This is a genomic window from Dyadobacter sp. SG02, assembly GCF_900109045.1.
Taxonomy (GTDB): domain Bacteria; phylum Bacteroidota; class Bacteroidia; order Cytophagales; family Spirosomataceae; genus Dyadobacter.
On record NZ_FNYL01000019.1, the window covers coordinates 76,621 to 94,596 of the forward strand.

The 17,976-nt window shown below is 49.2% G+C and carries 16 protein-coding genes; 15 read left to right on the forward strand and 1 reads right to left on the reverse strand.

The window, feature by feature from the left end; genetic code table 11:
- Positions 1 to 2: 2 nt before the first annotated feature.
- From BMW93_RS32050 to BMW93_RS32090, 9 genes are all read left to right on the forward strand, one after another.
- Positions 3 to 926 carry a DMT family transporter gene (locus BMW93_RS32050; protein WP_090386369.1) on the forward strand — a complete coding sequence of 308 codons (924 nt, stop codon included), beginning with the start codon at positions 3 to 5 and terminating at the stop codon, positions 924 to 926.
- A gap of 84 nt (positions 927 to 1,010) precedes the next feature.
- On the forward strand, positions 1,011 to 1,961 hold the full coding sequence (locus BMW93_RS32055) for a glycosyltransferase family 2 protein (protein WP_090386371.1): 951 nt from the start codon (positions 1,011 to 1,013) through the stop codon (positions 1,959 to 1,961).
- Positions 1,954 to 3,390, forward strand: a complete 1,437-nt coding sequence (locus BMW93_RS32060) for a DUF6056 family protein (protein ID WP_090386373.1) — start codon at positions 1,954 to 1,956, stop codon at positions 3,388 to 3,390. Before BMW93_RS32055 ends, BMW93_RS32060 begins: the two co-directional genes overlap by 8 nt.
- Positions 3,374 to 5,071, forward strand: coding sequence for a hypothetical protein (locus BMW93_RS32065; protein WP_229241058.1), 1,698 nt, complete (start codon positions 3,374 to 3,376; stop codon positions 5,069 to 5,071). The genes BMW93_RS32060 and BMW93_RS32065 overlap by 17 nt, the downstream gene beginning before the upstream one ends.
- Positions 5,072 to 5,144: 73 nt before the next feature.
- On the forward strand, positions 5,145 to 6,089 hold the full coding sequence (locus tag BMW93_RS32070; RefSeq protein WP_090386375.1) for a glycosyltransferase family 2 protein: 945 nt from the start codon (positions 5,145 to 5,147) through the stop codon (positions 6,087 to 6,089).
- Between the two features lie 4 nt (positions 6,090 to 6,093).
- Entirely contained in the window at positions 6,094 to 7,563 is a 1,470-nt protein-coding gene (locus tag BMW93_RS32075) for an MBOAT family protein (protein ID WP_090386377.1), read from the forward strand.
- Between the two features lie 92 nt (positions 7,564 to 7,655).
- The gene (locus BMW93_RS32080) at positions 7,656 to 8,036 is read left to right on the forward strand and encodes a co-chaperone GroES family protein (RefSeq protein ID WP_019942063.1); all 381 of its coding nucleotides are present in this window, start codon (positions 7,656 to 7,658) and stop codon (positions 8,034 to 8,036) included.
- A gap of 278 nt (positions 8,037 to 8,314) precedes the next feature.
- Positions 8,315 to 9,343: an aldo/keto reductase gene (locus BMW93_RS32085; RefSeq protein WP_090386379.1), complete on the forward strand. Its 1,029-nt coding sequence runs from the start codon at positions 8,315 to 8,317 to the stop codon at positions 9,341 to 9,343.
- The gene (locus BMW93_RS32090) at positions 9,340 to 10,275 is read left to right on the forward strand and encodes a polysaccharide deacetylase family protein (RefSeq protein ID WP_090386468.1); all 936 of its coding nucleotides are present in this window, start codon (positions 9,340 to 9,342) and stop codon (positions 10,273 to 10,275) included. Before BMW93_RS32085 ends, BMW93_RS32090 begins: the two co-directional genes overlap by 4 nt.
- A 62-nt stretch (positions 10,276 to 10,337) precedes the next feature.
- Here the strand turns inward: BMW93_RS32090 and BMW93_RS32095 are convergent, their stop codons facing one another.
- Positions 10,338 to 10,529 carry a cold-shock protein gene (locus BMW93_RS32095; protein WP_090386381.1) on the reverse strand — a complete coding sequence of 64 codons (192 nt, stop codon included), beginning with the start codon at positions 10,527 to 10,529 and terminating at the stop codon, positions 10,338 to 10,340.
- Between the two features lie 115 nt (positions 10,530 to 10,644).
- Between BMW93_RS32095 and BMW93_RS32100 the strand changes: the two genes are divergently transcribed.
- The 6 genes from BMW93_RS32100 (at position 10,645) to BMW93_RS32125 (ending at position 17,864) form a co-directional block, all read left to right on the forward strand.
- Positions 10,645 to 11,619 (forward strand): YheT family hydrolase, encoded by a 975-nt coding sequence (locus tag BMW93_RS32100; protein ID WP_090386384.1) that lies wholly within the window; start codon positions 10,645 to 10,647, stop codon positions 11,617 to 11,619.
- Between the two features lie 194 nt (positions 11,620 to 11,813).
- Complete coding sequence (gene serA, locus BMW93_RS32105; RefSeq protein WP_090386386.1) at positions 11,814 to 13,721, forward strand: phosphoglycerate dehydrogenase; 1,908 nt, start codon at positions 11,814 to 11,816, stop codon at positions 13,719 to 13,721.
- A gap of 89 nt (positions 13,722 to 13,810) precedes the next feature.
- The gene (locus BMW93_RS32110; RefSeq protein WP_090386388.1) at positions 13,811 to 14,884 is read left to right on the forward strand and encodes an aminotransferase class V-fold PLP-dependent enzyme; all 1,074 of its coding nucleotides are present in this window, start codon (positions 13,811 to 13,813) and stop codon (positions 14,882 to 14,884) included.
- A 75-nt stretch (positions 14,885 to 14,959) separates the two neighbouring features.
- Positions 14,960 to 15,856: an Rpn family recombination-promoting nuclease/putative transposase gene (locus tag BMW93_RS32115; protein ID WP_090386390.1), complete on the forward strand. Its 897-nt coding sequence runs from the start codon at positions 14,960 to 14,962 to the stop codon at positions 15,854 to 15,856.
- A gap of 156 nt (positions 15,857 to 16,012) precedes the next feature.
- Positions 16,013 to 16,627 (forward strand): RNA polymerase sigma factor, encoded by a 615-nt coding sequence (locus BMW93_RS32120; protein WP_090386392.1) that lies wholly within the window; start codon positions 16,013 to 16,015, stop codon positions 16,625 to 16,627.
- Positions 16,628 to 16,718: 91 nt separating this feature from the next.
- The gene (locus tag BMW93_RS32125; protein ID WP_090386393.1) at positions 16,719 to 17,864 is read left to right on the forward strand and encodes a FecR family protein; all 1,146 of its coding nucleotides are present in this window, start codon (positions 16,719 to 16,721) and stop codon (positions 17,862 to 17,864) included.
- The last annotated feature ends 112 nt before the right edge of the window (positions 17,865 to 17,976 follow it).

Genomic DNA, 17,976 nt, shown 5'->3' on the forward strand with positions numbered 1-17,976 from the left:
ATATGCTGTCGTCTTCCTCCGTTCGCTCGTACCTGCATTTGCATTTTCTGGTGATGATCTGGGGCTTCACAGCCATCGTGGGCCTCATGGTGACGATCTCGCCGGTTGCATTGGTACTCTACCGGACGCTTTTTGCGGCGATCGGGCTGGGGGTTGTGATCCTGGCATTCAAAAAGAGCTTTGCCGCGGCGGGCCGCGATCTGGTGAAGATGCTGGGCGTGGGTTTCGTGCTTTCGGCGCATTGGATGCTGTTTTTCGCGTCGGCGCGGGTTTCTACGGCTTCGGTCTGCCTCGCCGGAATGGCCACTACTTCGCTCTGGACGAGCCTTTTGGAGCCATTGGTCAATAAAAGGAAAATCAGTCCGCTGGAAGTCGGGCTGGGTATCCTGGCATTTGCGGGCCTGTATGTGGTTTTCAGATTTGAATTCGACCATGCATTAGGCCTCGGACTCGCATTGGCCTCTGCCGTGCTCGCGGCGACTTTTACCGTGGCCAATAGCCGCCTCGTCCAACGGATCGACGCCTGGGTGATCACTTTTTATGAAATGGTGGGTGCTACATTGTTTTCGCTGCTCTTTTTGGGGATTTCAGAGAGCAGAAACTGGAACGGCGGTGCGCCATTTATCCCTGCACCGGGCGATTGGATCTGGATATTGTTCCTCGCGTTCGTATGTACAGTGTACGCGAGCACCATGGCGACCCAACTGATGAAACAGTTCTCAGCCTATCTCATTAACCTGACTATTAACCTCGAACCGGTTTACGGCATCGCATTGGCCTTTTTTATTTTCGGAGAAAAGGAACGGATGACGCAGGGGTTCTACATGGGTACGCTGCTGATTTTGCTCGCAGTACTGCTGTATCCTTTGCTGACTACGACCGTTATGAAGAAAAACAACCGTAAGATAATTGAAGCCGGTAAATAGGTCATATTAATGGCCCGGTGGGCATAAAAGGAGCTTATTAACTTATTACTGCTATTTTTGTCGATTAAACCAACAGGGTGACTTATGAATCCAGCTCGTTTACTTTTAGTCGTACCATGCTACAATGAGGAAGCAATTTTGTACCAGACGTATGCTAAATTAAACACCTACTACAACGGTATCAAGGAGCAGGGCCTCATCGCCGGGGACAGTCGCATTTGTTTTGTGAACGACGGGAGCCGGGATAAAACCTGGGCAATCATCGAGGACATTTGCAGCAAGGATTCTACTATCATCGGCGTTGGCTTGTCGCGGAATTTCGGCCACCAGAGCGCTATTATGGCCGGTTTGGAACAGCATGTCAACGATTTCGACAGCTTCATCACCATCGATGCCGACTTGCAGGACGATATCAACGCTATTACCGCCATGATCGAAAAGCACCGCGAGGGAGCGATGGTCGTGTACGGCGTGCGCAGCGACCGCAGCTCCGATTCCTGGTTCAAACGGTTTTCTGCCGAGAGTTTTTATGTGTTAATGCAAAAAATGGGGGTTCCGGTGGTGTTCAACCACGCCGATTTCCGTTTGATGGATCAGCGTGTACTGAAAGAGCTGGGTAACTTCCGGGAGATAAATATGTTCCTCCGCGGCGTTGTGCCGCTGATTGGTTTTAAAAACGAAAAGGTATATTACAGCCGTCTGGAACGCGAGGCGGGCGAAACAAAATACCCGCTCAGCAAAATGCTGCTGTTTGCCTGGAACGGCATTACCTCGTTTTCCACATTCCCGATGCGCCTGGTGCTGTATTTCGGGTTTGTCAATTTCTTTATCGCGATGCTGATGGTGGTCTACATCCTGTCTTCGTACGTGATCGGGCATACCGTGGCGGGCTGGACGTCGACGATGCTGCCCATTACTTTTTTTAGTGGATTTAATATGATGGCGCTTGGCCTGATCGGCGAATATATCGGTAAGATTTATGAAGAAGTAAAAGGCCGTCCACGCTATATCATAGAAAAAATTGTCAATGAATAGATTTTATAGAAAATACCGGGTTGTTGGCAACTGGGTCAACATTGCCCTGATGCTGACCGTGCTCGTGCCGTTGCTGGCGCTTTCGTACTTCAACCATCCGTCGCCGGCGGACGATTTCTGTTATATCGATACGGTGTTCAAAATCGGCTGGTTCGACGCCATGAAGCTGTATTATACCGAATGGACAGGCCGCTATTTCGGTATTTTCCTCAACCACACCAGTCCGCTGCTGTTCCATTCGATCATTGGTTTCAAGATATTACCGGTGGTTTTGCTGCTCGGGATGGTATTCGCATTGTACAGCCTGTTCCGGCACCTCACACCCACCTTGTCGCGATTGGCGCATCTGGGCTTTGCAGGCGTGGTTTTCTTCCTGTATATCCTCAAAATGATGAGTATTTCGGAGGCATTCTACTGGATGGCGGCATTTGTGACCTACACCGTTCCGAATATTCTCACATTGCTCTGGATCGTACTCGTGCTGCGCTGGTACCGCCAGGATACCCAGCCTGCGAAGTTGTTTGTGGGCGCGCTGTCCGGGTTTCTGATATTTGCGGTGATAGGAAGCAGTGAAACCAACCTGCTGATCATGGTGCTGCTGGTAGGCGCGTGGCTGGCTTACCGGGTACTTTTCCACCGGAAAGTAGATGCATTTATGATTTCGATGGCGGTCGTTACTGCGCTATCCTGCTATTTCTATTTCGCCTCACCGGGTAATGCGGCACGTATTGGTGGTAATCCGCTGGGGGGTAATATTCCGTTTTCCGTTATTTCTTCCTTCAAAAAGCTGGCTTACCTGGGCTACAACTGGGTTTTTCGGACGCCATTGATATTCTTCACGCTGGCATGGCTGTTCGTGCTCTCGCGGCTGTCGGAAGGCGCGCGCAATTACTTCTCGATCCCGGTCTGGTATGCGGTGTTATTGTTTATCGGCGTGCTGTCGGCGCAGTTGTTCCCTTCGTATTACGGGGTAGGAATCGAGCCGACTCCGCGCGTGATCAATTGCGTATATTTCTTCTTCCTCATCGGCTGGTTTTATATCATCGGCGTACTTTTTCATTATTTTAAAAAGAGAAAGATTACCCTCCTGACGCTCACAACCGTGCGGTATGGCATCGTCTCCGCCGTGCTTCTGGTGTCCGTAGCGCTGTCGTTCTTGCGAAGCAGCAATGTCAAAATGATGTATTCCGATCTTTTGAGGGGCAAAGCGGTCGCATTCGATAAGGAAATGTACCAGCGTTACGCTTTGATCAAGAATTCGCAGGAAAACATCCTCTACCTGCCGCCCATCCGCTCGAAACCACTGACGATTTTCGTGGACGACGATATTAAAACCGACCGTACCCACTGGTGGAACAAATGCACGGCCGGCTATTTTGGCAAGGAAGCCATTTACATGAAAGATACAGAAGGTGGACAACAGCAATAAAAAGCCGCTTCTCTTCCTGGCAATGGCGGTGCCCGTGGCGTTATGGGTTGGGGTGATCCTTTACTATTCCGTAAACTTGCCCTGGTACGACGATTTCGATCCGTTTCCGGATTTTCTGCACAAATGGATTACGAACGATTCGTTGCCGGAACGTTTGAAACTCCTTTTTCAACCCAATAATGAACACAGGATGGTGATCGGTAAGCTGGCCACGCTGGTTTACTATTGGGTTACGGGGCACCTCAATTTTACATTCCTGCACATCGGTGCGGCGGTTTTTACATTAGGTACCTTGTCGGTTTTCTGGCGCGCATTCAAGCGCTCGAACCTGAGCGCGTGGTATTTTCTGCCCGTGCCTTTCCTGCTTTTTCAACTTCAGTACCACCTGATATTCCTCTGGGCAATATGCGGATGGCAGCATCAGCCGGTGGTCTTCTTCGTGGTATTGTCGATGTTTTTGCTCTCAGGAAAGCGCTTTGCGGGCGCATTACTGGCGGGCGTATGCGCTACATACGCGATGAGCAGCGGTATTTTCGTGTGGCCCGCTGGTGTAGTGGTGCTTTTGCTGCGGTCGCAATACAAGCAGTTGGCCGCGTGGATTTTGGTGGGTGCGGTGGCGGTAGGGTTGTACTTCTACGGCATGTCGGCGCAGGGGAACGAGTCGAGTTTCGCGTTTTTTGCCAAATATCCTCATTTATCGGCGCTGGGCTTTTTCGCGTTTCTGGGAGGGCTGTTCGATTTCTTTCCTGAAAAAAGCATTGTTGTCCGCTCGGCATTGCCGGTGCTGATGGCCTTTATTGCAATGATCTGGGTGGTAATATGGCTTTGGCGGCAGCTTACGCCCTGGTTCGCACGGACATTTGGCTGGTTTAAAAACGGTACAACGGACGCTCAAAGTGATAGTACGGCTAATTTGAATGCTTTTTTGCTCGGTATTCTCAGCTTTTTACTCGTGGAAGCTTTGATAATCGGGCTGTTGCGGCCGCGGTTCGGTTTCTTTGTGATGATCGTGAGTAACTACAAGATCTATCCGGCTCTTTTTCTGATCGTTACCTATTTGTCATTTGTTGTTTCAACCCAAAACCAAAAGCTGCGAAAGCTCGCGTTGCGCGGGGCTGCATTGGTAGGGTTAGCGATTTGGGGCATTTCGATCTATTCGTACCTGCCGGTTATTTCCGAACGCAGAAAGTATTACACGATGAATGGCTACAATCAGGAGCATAATGGTTTCGGATTGGGCCACGTGCCCTATTCGGAAGCGGCCCGGTATGTCGATAATGTGATGAAATACCTGGTTCAAAACGGTGTTTATACGTACCCGAAGGAAGGAAACGAGCTCGGCAGGCAGGTAAATGCGCTAACAACGGCATTTCCCGTTGAACGGCAGGTTATAATTACCCACCGCGACAAAGGGATTTACGTGAACGATCCGGAAGGTACCATTTCCCCGGCCCGCTCGGATGGTGAATATGCATTTGCGCGTAACGGACAACGCTTGTATTTTTTCAAAATGGAGCCGCACAAGTATACCGGACGCAACTTTTTCAGGCAGTACGACAAAGGTTTTGACATTGAAATACCCCATTCTTCCCTGCTGCCCGGAACCTACGACCTGGGAATCGTGAATGTAGAAGGAGCCTCCCTCAAAGGTGGCGTTCTTGGAAAAGTGACAATACCTTAAATCATAGAATGTTTCGATAATAGATCGAAAGGTGTACTTTTGCCTCTATTGGTCATTGAAAAACTCAGCAATATTGAAGACTCCTCAAATTTCAATCGTCGCGCCACTATATAATGAATCTGAGACGTTTCCGCTACTGGTACAGCGTATCAATGCGTTAATGGACGCCAGCCCGCTTGCGATCGAAGTGGTATTGATCGACGATGGGAGTAAGGATGATACGGCGCTCAAAATCAGGCAGGTGGCTTTGACGGACGAGCGTTATCACGGCGTTTTCCTTTCGCGGAATCATGGTCACCAGCTGGCACTTACAGCAGGCATTGCCGCCGCACGCGGTACCGAGGCGCTTTTCGTAATCGACGGCGATTTGCAGGACCCGCCGGAGCTTTTGCCGGAATTTTACAAATTGTTGCAGGAAGGAAATGACGTCGTGTACGCTGTTCGCAAGAAGCGAAAGGAGGGCTTTATCAAGCGCATGGGTTACCATTGGTTCTACCGGATTCTCCGCTCGATTTCCTATGTGGACATCCCGCTCGACAGCGGCGATTTCGCGTTGATCAGCCGCAGGGTGGTCGATGTTTTAAATAAAATGCCTGAGGAAAGTCGCTACCTGCGCGGGATGCGGTCGTGGATCGGTTTTAAACAGGTCGGTTACGAGTACGAGCGCGACGCGCGCGTTGCGGGAGAATCCAAATACACATTCAAACAGCTTTTTCGGCTTGCATACAACGGTATTTTCAATTTCAGCGAGTTTCCGATCAAGTTTATGAGCCGCGTGGGTATGTCGGCCATTGTCATTTCCCTGATCTATTTCGCGACTGTGGTGCTCAAAAAACTGTTTTTCGCCCACGTGATCGAGGGTTTTGCGGCCCTGTTGTTTGTAATTATCCTGTTCAGCGGTGTGCAACTGCTGGCACTGGGCATTATTGGAGAATATGTGCTCCGGATTTTCTTTCAATCCAAAAACCGTCCCCTGTTTATTATCAAAGAGGAAATAGTCAACCGGGAGTACATTTGACCTGATGGATTTTCATTCGATTCAATTTGCAGTTTTCTTTATAGTAGTCACGCTGGCCTATTTCAGCTTGTCGTGGACCGGTCGTTGGATGCTTTTGCTGGCAACCAGCTGCTATTTTTACATGGTTTTCAAACCGGTTTTCATCCTGATCCTGTTTGGAACCATCATTATCGACTATTATGCGGGGATCTGGATCGAGAAATCGCAGGAGCAGAAGCAGAAAAAATTGCTGCTCGTCATCAGTTTGATCTCCAACATCGGTATTCTCGCATTCTTCAAATACTACGATTTCGTGCAGGATTCGGTGAATACGATCCTCGCCAATCTGCATTTGCGGCCGATGTTTCCCGCATTCACGCGCATCGTTCCCGGCCCGATTGCCGAATGGATGACTACCGGAAGCGGCAAGCTGCTGTTGCCGATCGGGTTGTCGTTCCACACATTCCAGGCCATGAGCTATACGATCGAGGTGTACCGCGGCAACCAGAGGGCCGAGAAGCATTTCGGGATTTATGCATTGTACGTGATGTTCTACCCGCAGCTCGTGGCCGGTCCGATCGAACGGCCGCAGAACATGCTTTTCCAGTACCACTCGTTTTTTAAATACGACTTCGGGCAGGTGAAGGAAGGGCTGATGCAAATGGCTTTCGGCTTTTTCAAGAAAATGGTGATCGCCGACAGGCTCGTAATGCTGGTGGACGCTGCTTACGACAACCCCGCGGGGCATAATGGCCTTACGCTCATCGTCGCCACGGTCTTCTTCGCGTTCCAGATTTACTGCGACTTCTCGGGATATTCGGATATTGCCATCGGTGCCGCCCGGGTAATGGGTTTCACATTGATGGACAATTTCAATACGCCCTATATTTCCAAATCCATTTCGGAGTTCTGGGGCCGGTGGCACATTTCGCTTTCGTCGTGGTTTAAAGATTACCTCTACATTCCCCTCGGCGGTAATCGGAAAGGCGAGTGGACCAAATATCGCAACCAGTTTATCGTGTTCCTCGTGAGCGGGCTTTGGCATGGCGCGAGCTGGAACTACGTGATCTGGGGAGCATTACACGGCTCCTACCAGGTCGCCGCGTCGATCAGGGACAAATGGTTGAAAAAAGCGGGCATCGAAATGCCGAAAAACGCATTCATGAATGTCCTGAATATGATTTTGACATTTGTGCTGGTCACCATTACCTGGGTGTTCTTCCGTAACCACAAGGCACCGGTAGGTCGCTCATTCCTGATTTTGCAAAAAATGGCCGGCTTTTCATTGTCGGACCCATTGCAAACGCCCCTGAACCACGTCGAAATGTGGCTTTGCGTGTTTCTGATCATTTTCCTCCTGATCAAGGAGCATTATTATCTCAAAATTCCTACCCGGAACACAACGGTATTCTTCATCCTGTTCCCGCTGATATTGCTGGCGAACTACTTTTTGGGCGTTGTGTCCGAAAACCAGTTCATTTACTTTCAGTTCTAAAAGGAAGGAGCAAACATTTGCGCTTAATTATTTGTTACCCAATTTTTGACGAACTCCCTGACGTTCTTATTACCGATTAAGTATCAATTACAATGTACGAAGTAACATCCGACAACAGGCTCAAAAGCCTGATCGTAGTAGGCGACCGTGTTTTGATCCGCCCCAAAAGCCCCAGCGACCGCACGAACAGCGGCCTGTACCTCCCCCCGACCGTCACCGAAAAGGAACAGGTTCAAACCGGCTACGTGATCAAAGTGGGGCCGGGCTATCCCATTCCCGTTGCGGCGGAAGACGAGCCCTGGAAAGAAACCGAAGAAAAAGTGAAATATATGCCCCTCCAATCCAAGGAAGGCGACCTGGCTATTTACCTCCAGCGCAACGCCATCGACCTCGAATACGATGGGCAGAAGTACGTGATCGTTCCGCAATCGTCGATTTTGATGTTGGAACGCTCCGAAGATTTGTTTGAATAGTCAGGAGTGGTCAGGTTTTGTCAAGTGTGGTCATTATTGTCAGGAATGGTCAGGTTTTGTCAAGTGTGGTCATTATTGTCAGGAATGGTCAGGTTTTGTCAAGTGTGGTCATTTGTCAGGAGTGGTCAGTTGTTGTCAGAGGGAGAATTCGATTATTTACAATTCTTGGCAATGAATGACAAACCCTGACTACCCCCTGACAACCCCGAACAACCCCGAACAACCCCTGACACCTCCTCACAACACTTGACAAAATCGTAACACTAACCCCTTGACACATGAAATACAACTTCCTGGGAAATACCGGCGTACTCGTTTCAGAACTTTGTTTCGGGACGATGACATTTGGTGGCGATGGTTATTTTGAAGTAATTGGAAAAGTGCAGCAGGATGAGGGAACGGCATTGGTGAAGACGGCGCTGGACGCCGGGATCAACTTCTTTGACACGGCCAATGTGTATTCTTATGGTAAATCCGAGGAGATACTCGGGCAGTCGTTCAGGACGCTTGGCGTGAAGCGCAGCGATGTTTTTATCGCTACCAAAGCGCGGGGCCGGATGGCTCCGGGTGCCAACCAGGTTGGGTTGTCGCGGCTGCATATCATGGATTCGGTGGATGAAAGCCTTAGCCGCCTCGGTACCGGCCATATCGACCTGTTTTACATTCATGGTGTGGATGCGGAAACCTCGATGGAAGAAACCATGCGTGGCCTGGAAGACGTCGTGCGTTCGGGCAAGGTGCGTTACCTGGGCGTGAGCAACCACGCGGCCTGGCAGATTATGAAGGCCAATGGTATTGCGGAGAAAAACGGCTGGACGAAATTTGTGGCCTGCCAACACTATTACACCATCGCCGGTCGCGACCTGGAAAGAGAGCTGATCCCGATGATGAAAGACCAGAATCTCGGATTGATGCCGTGGAGCCCTTTGGCCGGCGGCTTTTTGTCGGGGAAATATACCCGTAGCAGCGAATCTACCGGCGAAAACCGACGGGATAACTTCGATTTTCCACCGGTTGACAAGGAAAAGGCGTACGATATTATCGACATCATTCAGCCCATTGCGCAGGCCCGCGGCGTTTCTGTGGCGCAGATCGCATTGGCATGGTTGCTGCATCAGCAGGCGGTTACGAGTGTCATTATCGGTGCTAAAAAGCCGGAGCAACTGGCCGATAACATTGCGGCTACCAAAGTCGTACTATCGGCAGACGAGCTGGATCAGTTGAACAAAATCAGCACTTTGAAACCCGAATATCCGCAATGGATGATCGAACGGCAGGCGCGGGAACGCATTCCGGCCAAGCCATGAGAAAGTACTTACTCACCGCGCTCGTGTGCATGAGCGCATTATACGCGTACGCACAGGAGCGCAGCGTTGCCATTACGATCGACGATGTTCCGAATGTTCACTTATATGCTGCGGACGGTAATTCATCGGGCTTGTTGAAAAGGCTGGATTCACTGAACCTGCCGGTCGCGATTTTTATCAATGAAGGACATTTGAAACAGAACACGGCATTTGAGCTAAATAAAAAGCTGCTGGAAAGCTGGATTTCACGGCCCTACATTACCGCTGGTAACCACAGCTATTCGCATCCGAATTACGGCGAAATTGGTTTTGACGCATTCAGAGATGAGGTATTGAAAGGGGAGGAGCTGACGAGGAAGATGACAGAGAAGGCGGGAAAGAAACTGAGCTATTTTCGTTTTCCCTTCAATGGAATGGGTAAGGACAGCGCGGAGCAGGTGCGTATGACCCAATTTCTAACGGAGCATCACTACGTTTCGACGCCATTTACCGTCGAAAGCGAGGACTGGCTTTATACCCAGCTTTATGAAAAAGCATTGAAGGAAGGGAAAAAGGAAGAAGCACAAGCGATCGGTAACCGTTACGTCGAGCACAGTCTGAGGCTTTTCGGCTATTTTGAAGGGGTGATTTCGAAAAGTATCGGTAAGTCGGTAAGACAGATTTACCTGTGCCATGATAACCGGCTCAATACCGACTATCTCCCGGTTTTAGTACAAAAATTGAAAGAACAGAATTACAAATTCATCAGCCTGGCAGATGCATTGTCCGATCCGGCATATAGCCTGCCGCTGTACTATTACGGGAACTTCGGGTTCTCGTGGGTTTATCGCTGGATGAAGGATGTAGACAAGCGCCGCTCGCTGATGCGTGCCGAGCCTGTGGATATGGAAACGCAGAATGCTTATGAAGCGCTGACGAAAGGCAAAAAATAGGGCATTAAAAAAGCACGCCTTTGAGAAGCGCGCTTTCGAAATGTCTTTATTATGAACTAACCTTAGATAACGCGCACGTTAACTGCGTTTAGGCCTTTTCTTCCATTTTCTACTTCGTAAGACACTTTGTCGTTTTCACGGATATCGTCCTGAAGACCTGAAACATGAACGAAAATGTCTTTCTCTCCTGATGATGGTTGAATGAATCCGTATCCTTTTGATTCATTGAAAAACTTAACTGTACCTTCTGCCATTAGTATTGATCTTATTATTATGTAATGACCAAATTTAGATATAAAAAGCAGATATACAAGATTAATGTTTCTTTACCTTAGAATTATTCCAATCTGTCAGAATGCTTTTTTTCTCATGCCGCTAGTCCATTATAAATCCAGAATATCGCCATATTGGCTCCCAAACGGACATTTTCAGAGCATTTATCCTGCGCTCTTCCGGGAGATAGACGGTATAAAATATTTTCGTGAAAAAATTGTAACTCCCGATGATGACTTCCTGAATCTGGACTGGTCGCATGCCCAAAATGAGGGTGAGAAGCGGCTGGTAATCCTGTCGCACGGGCTGGAAGGTGACACCACGCGCCAGTACATAACGGGGATGGTTAAACTACTGAACGGGCACGGGTTCGATTGCCTGGCCTGGAACTTCCGGAGCTGCGGCGGCGAAATGAACCAAACGGCCCGGTTTTATCACAGCGGGGCTACGGAAGATCTCGATGCCGTCGTGCAATATGCATTTGGAAAAGGGTATGCCGATGTGCGGTTGGTGGGATTTAGTTTGGGAGGAAACCTGACTTTGAAATACCTCGGCGAACAGGGCGCCGCTATCGACCGGCGTATCAAAGGTTCGATCGTGTTCAGCGTGCCAATGGATTTGAAGGCGTGCAGCCTGGCCATTATCGAGCCCCGGAACCAGATTTATATGCACCGCTTTTTGAAATCATTGAAGCCCAAAGTGGTGGAGAAAGCGGGTTTGTATCCCCAAAAAATAGATTTAAAGGACCATGCATTAGTCAAAACCCTTTATGATTTCGACGACATCTACACGGCACGGCTACACGGTTTTGAAGGTGCTGATCATTACTACGCGCAATGCAGCTCAAAATTTTTCATCGAATCCATCACGATTCCGACAATGATCGTCAATGCCGAAAACGACCCTATTGTACCATTCAAAAGCCTGCCTGTTGAGATGCTTCGGTCGCATTCCAACGTAACCCTGGTGGCGACTAAGGACGGCGGCCACTGCGGTTTCCGCCCCGCCCGTCTCACGGACGAATTCTACTGGTCGGAAAAACAAGCTCTGCAATTCCTGACAAGCCTCTGACCACGCCTGACTCAATCCAACCCGCCGTTCACCTTCGGCCAGACTTCGTCGGGTAAGAAAACTGTTCCAAACATTATTTTGTTAGCAACATATACCAATAGATTTTGGTAATTTTGTGGCCTGTTTCAAACAGGTCGGACCCTTAGCGATAAAAATTACGTTAACTCGATCATTTTTCAGTTATTCCCCGTTTCATGTCCACATTAACTCTCAATCCAGCACCGTACATTATCATTGATTTCGACAGCACATTCACGAAAGTGGAAGGGCTCGACGAATTGGCCGCGATCGCCCTCAAAGGCCATCCGGAGCGTGATCAGATTGTTCAGAAGATTTCTGATCTGACCAACAAGGGTATGAATGGCGAAATGTCGTTTGCGGATGGTCTGCGCCAGCGAATCGCCTTACTGAAAGCTAGCCGTTCGCACATTGAAGAACTGGTTTCTTTCCTGAGAACAAAGGTTTCGGATTCGTTCAAGCGTAATACGCAGTTTCTGACGGAGAATGCGGAACAGATTTTTATCGTTTCCAGCGGATTTAAGGAGTTTATCGTTCCCGTGGCTACCGAGCTCGGCATCCTGGCCGATCATGTGTATGCGAATGAGTTCGTGTTCGATGAAGAAGGAAATATTACAGGGATCGATGAAGAGAACGTATTGTCGATGGACGGCGGGAAGATCAAAATCCTTTCGGCATTGAATTTGTCCGGCGATGTGTACGCTATCGGTGATGGCTATACGGACTATGAATTGAAGGCATCAGGCCTTGCCAATCGTTTCTATGCATTTACTGAAAACGTCGAGCGCCCGAAAGTAACGGCGGTGGCTGACCATATCGCTACATCATTCGACGACTTTCTGTATGACAATAAATTCAGCAGAAGCCAGTCTTACCCGAAAAGCCGTATCAAGGTATTGCTCCTTGAAAACGTGCACCCTGTTGCACGCAAGGCATTCGAGGAAGAAGGTTTCAATGTAGAGTTCGTGAAAGGTGCCCTCGACGAGGACGAACTTTGCGAGCGTATCAAGGACGTGTCCATTATCGGTATTCGTTCTAAAACTACCATTACCAAACGCGTACTCGAAAATGCGAACCGTCTGATGGCGATCGGTGCATTCTGTATCGGTACCAACCAGATCGACCTCGATGAGGCGGCGAAAAAAGGGATCGCGGTATTTAATGCGCCTTACAGCAACACCCGTTCCGTGGTGGAGCTCGCTGTGGGTGAAATGATCCTGCTGATCCGTAATATCGTAGGCAAGAGCAATTCCATGCACAAAGGTATCTGGGACAAATCCGCGAACGGCAGCTTTGAAATCCGTGGCAAGAAACTCGGTATGGTAGGTTACGGAAGCATCGGTACACAGCTTTCGGTAGTGGCTGAGGCGTTGGGTATGGATGTGTACTTCTATGATGCGGTTGAAAAACTGTCGATCGGAAATGCGAAGAAGGTAAATACACTCGAAGAACTGCTGGCGATGTCCGACGTACTGAGCCTGCACGTGGATGGTCGTAGGGAGAACACTAATATGATCGGCAAACGCGAGTTTGACCTGATGAAAGATGGTGTGATCTTCCTGAACCTCTCACGCGGGCACGTGGTCGACATTAAAGCATTGGCGGATGCCGTAAAGAGCGGTAAAGTGGCCGGTGCAGGTGTAGACGTGTTCCCGAAAGAGCCGAAAACCAACGATGAAATGTTCGAAAGCGAGCTGCTTGGCTTGCCGAATGTGATCCTGACACCGCATATCGGTGGTAGCACCGAAGAGGCGCAGGAGAATATCGGTCACTTCGTGCCTTCCAAATTGCTGGAATTCATGAATAACGGTAGCTCTTACGGCAGTGTGAACTTCCCCGAAGTACAATTGCCGAAACTGAAAGATTCGCACCGCCTCCTGCACATCCACGCGAACGTGCCGGGCGTGCTGGCGAAGCTGAACCAGATTTTTGCCAAAAATAATATCAACATTACCGGCCAGTACCTCAAAACCAACGAGCATATCGGCTACGTGATCGTGGATATCGCCAAAGATTATACAGAAGAATTTATCCAGGAAGTGAAAGAGGTAGAAGGAACGATCCGTTTCCGGATGCTATACTAAAAATTGATTCGAATGGTCAGCCGGTTTTAGGCTGACCATTTACGTTTCAAGACCGTGCTTCGCCTATTCACCAAGTCTATAACTCACCAATGTCATTAACATTTTTCACTCCTGGTCCAGCGGCTCTGTACCCGACGTTCGAGCAGCATTTGAAGACATTTGTCGAAAACCAGCTCGGCTCGATCTCGCACCGCAGTCAGCAGTACCGCGATTTGCACAAATTCACCGTAGATCAACTGCGTACGCTGCTCAATGTACCCGATACGCACGCGATTCTTTTCCTGGGCTCGGCCTCGGAAGCCTTTGAACGCATTCTGTTCAGCACGGTGGAGTTAGAAAGCTTTCACCTGGTGAACGGCTCGTTTTCCAAGAAATTCTGCGAATATTCGAGTGCGCTGAACAAATACGCCCACAAGTTTGAAAAACCGATGGGTGAAGGATTTCTGGCGGCTGATGTCGAAGTGCCCGAATATGCCGAACTGATCGCCACTACGCATAATGAAACCAGCTCTGGTGTGCAAATGCCGGTGGCCGAGATCCACAAGCTGAAACAGAAACATCCCGACAAGTTCATCGCCGTGGATATGGTGTCTTCCGCACCTTATCCGGAGCTGGATTACAACATTGTGGATACCGCGTTTTTCTCGGTGCAAAAAGCATTCGGGTTACCGGCCGGTTTGGGCGTGTGGATCGTGAATGAGCGTGCGCTGGAAAAAGCGAAAAGCATTCGCAACACCTACTCCATCGGCGCGCACCACGACTTGCCGACGCTTTGGAAAAATGCGCAGAACAACGAAACACCTGCAACTCCGAACGTGATGCTCATTTATCTGCTGGGCAAGATAGCGGAGGATATGAACCGCATCGGTGTACAGAATATCCGTAAAGAGACGGAACGCAAAGCAGGGTTGCTTTATAAGTTTATCGAGGGAACAGCAGGGTTTTCAGCATTCGTGAAAGAGAAAGCCCTCCGTTCACAGACTGTGATCGTGACGGATACCGAGGCGCCCTCTGCCGATATTATCAAAGCGATCAAGGAAAAAGGAATGGTAATCGGAAGCGGGTATGGTGCCGGAAAGGCTACGCAACTCCGCATTGCCAACTTCCCGGCTACTTCGCTGGAAGACACCGAAAGGCTGATCCACGAGCTCCGCAAGCTCTGAAAAAATAGCTTGTAGAATGGCGTTACCAAAAGGGTGACCGAACGTCTAAATGTTCGGTCACCCTTTTATTTTACGATGAAGCATAACGACATACTATGGAAATCGATACTGGAAGACATTTTCGATGACTTCCTGAAATTCTTCTTCCCGAATGCGGAGACGCTGTTCGACCTCGAAAAAGGTTTCGAATACCTTGACCAGGAACTCGAACAATTATTCCCGGCGGTTACGGACGAGTTGACATCCAAATACGTAGACAAGCTGGTTAAAGTCCACTGCCATTCCGGCGCGGAAGCATGGCTGCTCGTGCATATTGAAGTGCAAGGCTACCGCGACGAAGCCTTCGCCGACCGGATGTTCACATACTATTACCGTATTTGGGACAAATACCGCAAACCCATCACGGCATTCGCCATTCTGACCGACGATTGCAGGCATTTCCTGCCAAGCCAGTTCGAGCAGGCTTGCTTGGGAACGAGTCTGTGTTTTCGATTCAACAGTTTTAAAGTATTGGACCAATCGGAAGACGATCTCGGCGCGAGTGACAGCCCGTTTGCACAAGTGATTCTGGCAGTGAAGTTGGCGATAAAGGGAAAGCGCTTTTCGTCCGAAGAGCTTTACCGTTTGAAAATCAATCTGGCTAAGAGGCTGTTAAATCGCAATTTTTCGAAGCGGAAAGTTGGAAGACTGTTGGATTTTTTGAAATTTTATGTGAGTTTGGGAGACAAAAAACTTGACAGCGAATATCTTGAAGAAATAAAAAAAGTAACCAGTCCAGATCCGATTCCTATGACATTCGAAGAAGCGATTTTACACATTGTTAAGGAGGAAGGTAAGGAAGAAGGCCATCTGGAGAAGGATACCATCTTCGTTCAAAACCTTCTGCGGCAAACCCAGTTCAGCGAAGAGGAAATCGCTCAGCTCACCGACGTCTCCATCGATTTTGTACGAGAAATAAAACAGAAGTTATAGCATTTTGATATTTTTAAGAATTGCCGGAGCTGTCCCAAAAGGCAGCTTTTTTCATAAACAGCCAATAATCGAAGTAAGATAGCCGACAGTCCTAATGGTATTTTAGCGATAAATTTTTAGCTTTATGCATTCTTACGAAAACAGATAGAAGCGGTGATGCAAATTGCTACCTCAACGGGGGAAACCAAAGATCATGATCTATGGCAAAGGATTCGCGTGGGCGATGAGCAGGCCTTTACCGCGATTTTCGAGAAATACCACCGCACGCTTTACAACTACGGCAGCAAGCTTTCGACCAATTCTTCTCTGGTGGAGGACGCTGTGCAGGATGTGTTTATCGACGTCTGGCGGCTGCGGCATAACCTTACCGAGAACGTCACTTCGGTCAAATTTTACCTTTACCGCGCGTTGCGGCGGCGCATTCACGTGGCGCTTGACAAGTTTCCTTCCATGGAGGAGATCAGCGAGCTCGATGATGAGGACACACCGGCCAATCATACCCATTCGGAAGCAATCCTTATCGAAGTAGAATCTTCATCCATGCGTGCGCAACGTATACAGGAATTGCTCGCGCAATTGCCCGAACGGCAGCTTGAAGCGGTCACGCTGCGCTATTTCGATGATTTCAGTGTAGAAGAAATCGCGGAAATCATGAGCGTCAATGAAAAGTCTGTCCGCAATTTCATCTACAAAGCATTGACTTCCCTTCGCCAGAGCCGGGAAATGCTGCTGATTTCTTCCCTGATTTTCTGGCTGTTACTATTTTTTTAAATTTTTCTTCAAAAAATTTCATTTTGGAGAGGTCAAATCCGCATTTCGTCGCTCTGTATGATTGAACGACGATAACTGCATCCCGCGAAACATGAAGCATGATCCTTATTCTCTGACCGAACTGATCAGAAATGAAGAGTTTATCGCCTGGGTAATGCATCCCGACGAACTCAGCGACCGCAAATGGCGGGCGTTCCTGGAAAAGCATCCCAGGAAACGTAAAACCGTTGAGTCCGCCCGGGAGTATGTCATTCTGTTGGCGAAGGACACCGGCAGGCACCAGCCCACGCAAAAACAGAGCGACAGAATGTGGAGTATCGTCGAGAGCCATATGCACGACGAAACTCCCAAAGTTCCGGAGCAGGAGCCGGTAGCCGTTTTCAGAACGAGCCGTGGGCAGGGATGGCGCTGGGCGCGCGTGGCGGCGTCGGCGGCATTGATCCTCAGTATTGGTTCGGTGAGTTACTGGTTCTATTATAAAAAGGCCGACGGGCCTATGCAGGAAGTGGCGGCACGCGAGGAAGCCGAACTGCCCAATACGATCCAGAAATATAACGATACCGACAAGCCGATGACGGTGCTTCTGCAAGACGGAAGTTCGGTGGTATTGCAGCCCGGCGGCAGGCTTAGTTACTCGGAAGGGGTGAACAGGAAGCGGAGAGAGGTTACCTTGACGGGAAAGGCGTTTTTTGAAATTGTAAAAAATAAACAGAAGCCTTTCCTGGTGTATAGCTATGGTTTAGCTACCAAAGTACTCGGTACCAGTTTCACAGTCGACGCTTCATCGGAGAGCAAGGACATTAAAGTGGAGGTGCGAACGGGCACGGTGTCGGTTTTTTCCATTAATAATCTGGATAACAGCCAAAAGGAAGCCGTTCTGGATAAGCCGGAATTGGAAGGCGTGACGTTGAATCATGATCAGCGGATCGCATTCTCGAAAGAGAGTGGCAAGATCATCCCGCTGCCTGTCGCATTGACGGCGGCATCGGACAAGGATGTTTCAAAACAGCATTTTGTATTTGATGAAACGCCGGTGTCGGAGGTGTTCCGGATACTGGAAGGCGCTTACAATGTCCGGATCGTTTACGACCGGGAGAAAATGGGCGGTTGCCCGCTGAACGCGACTTTGATCGGGCAGCCTTTGAAGGAAAAGCTCGAAGTGATCTGCAATGCGCTGGACGCGCAGTACGAAGTGGCCGATAACCAGATAACGATCCTGGGAAAAGGATGTAAGTAGTTTATAACCCGACATAATCAACATTTTACCCTTAACGCCGCCTATGACGTAACGCTACCCTATTGCCCAAAAATAAAAAAGACCAGCCATGTTCCAGCATGACTGATCCGGG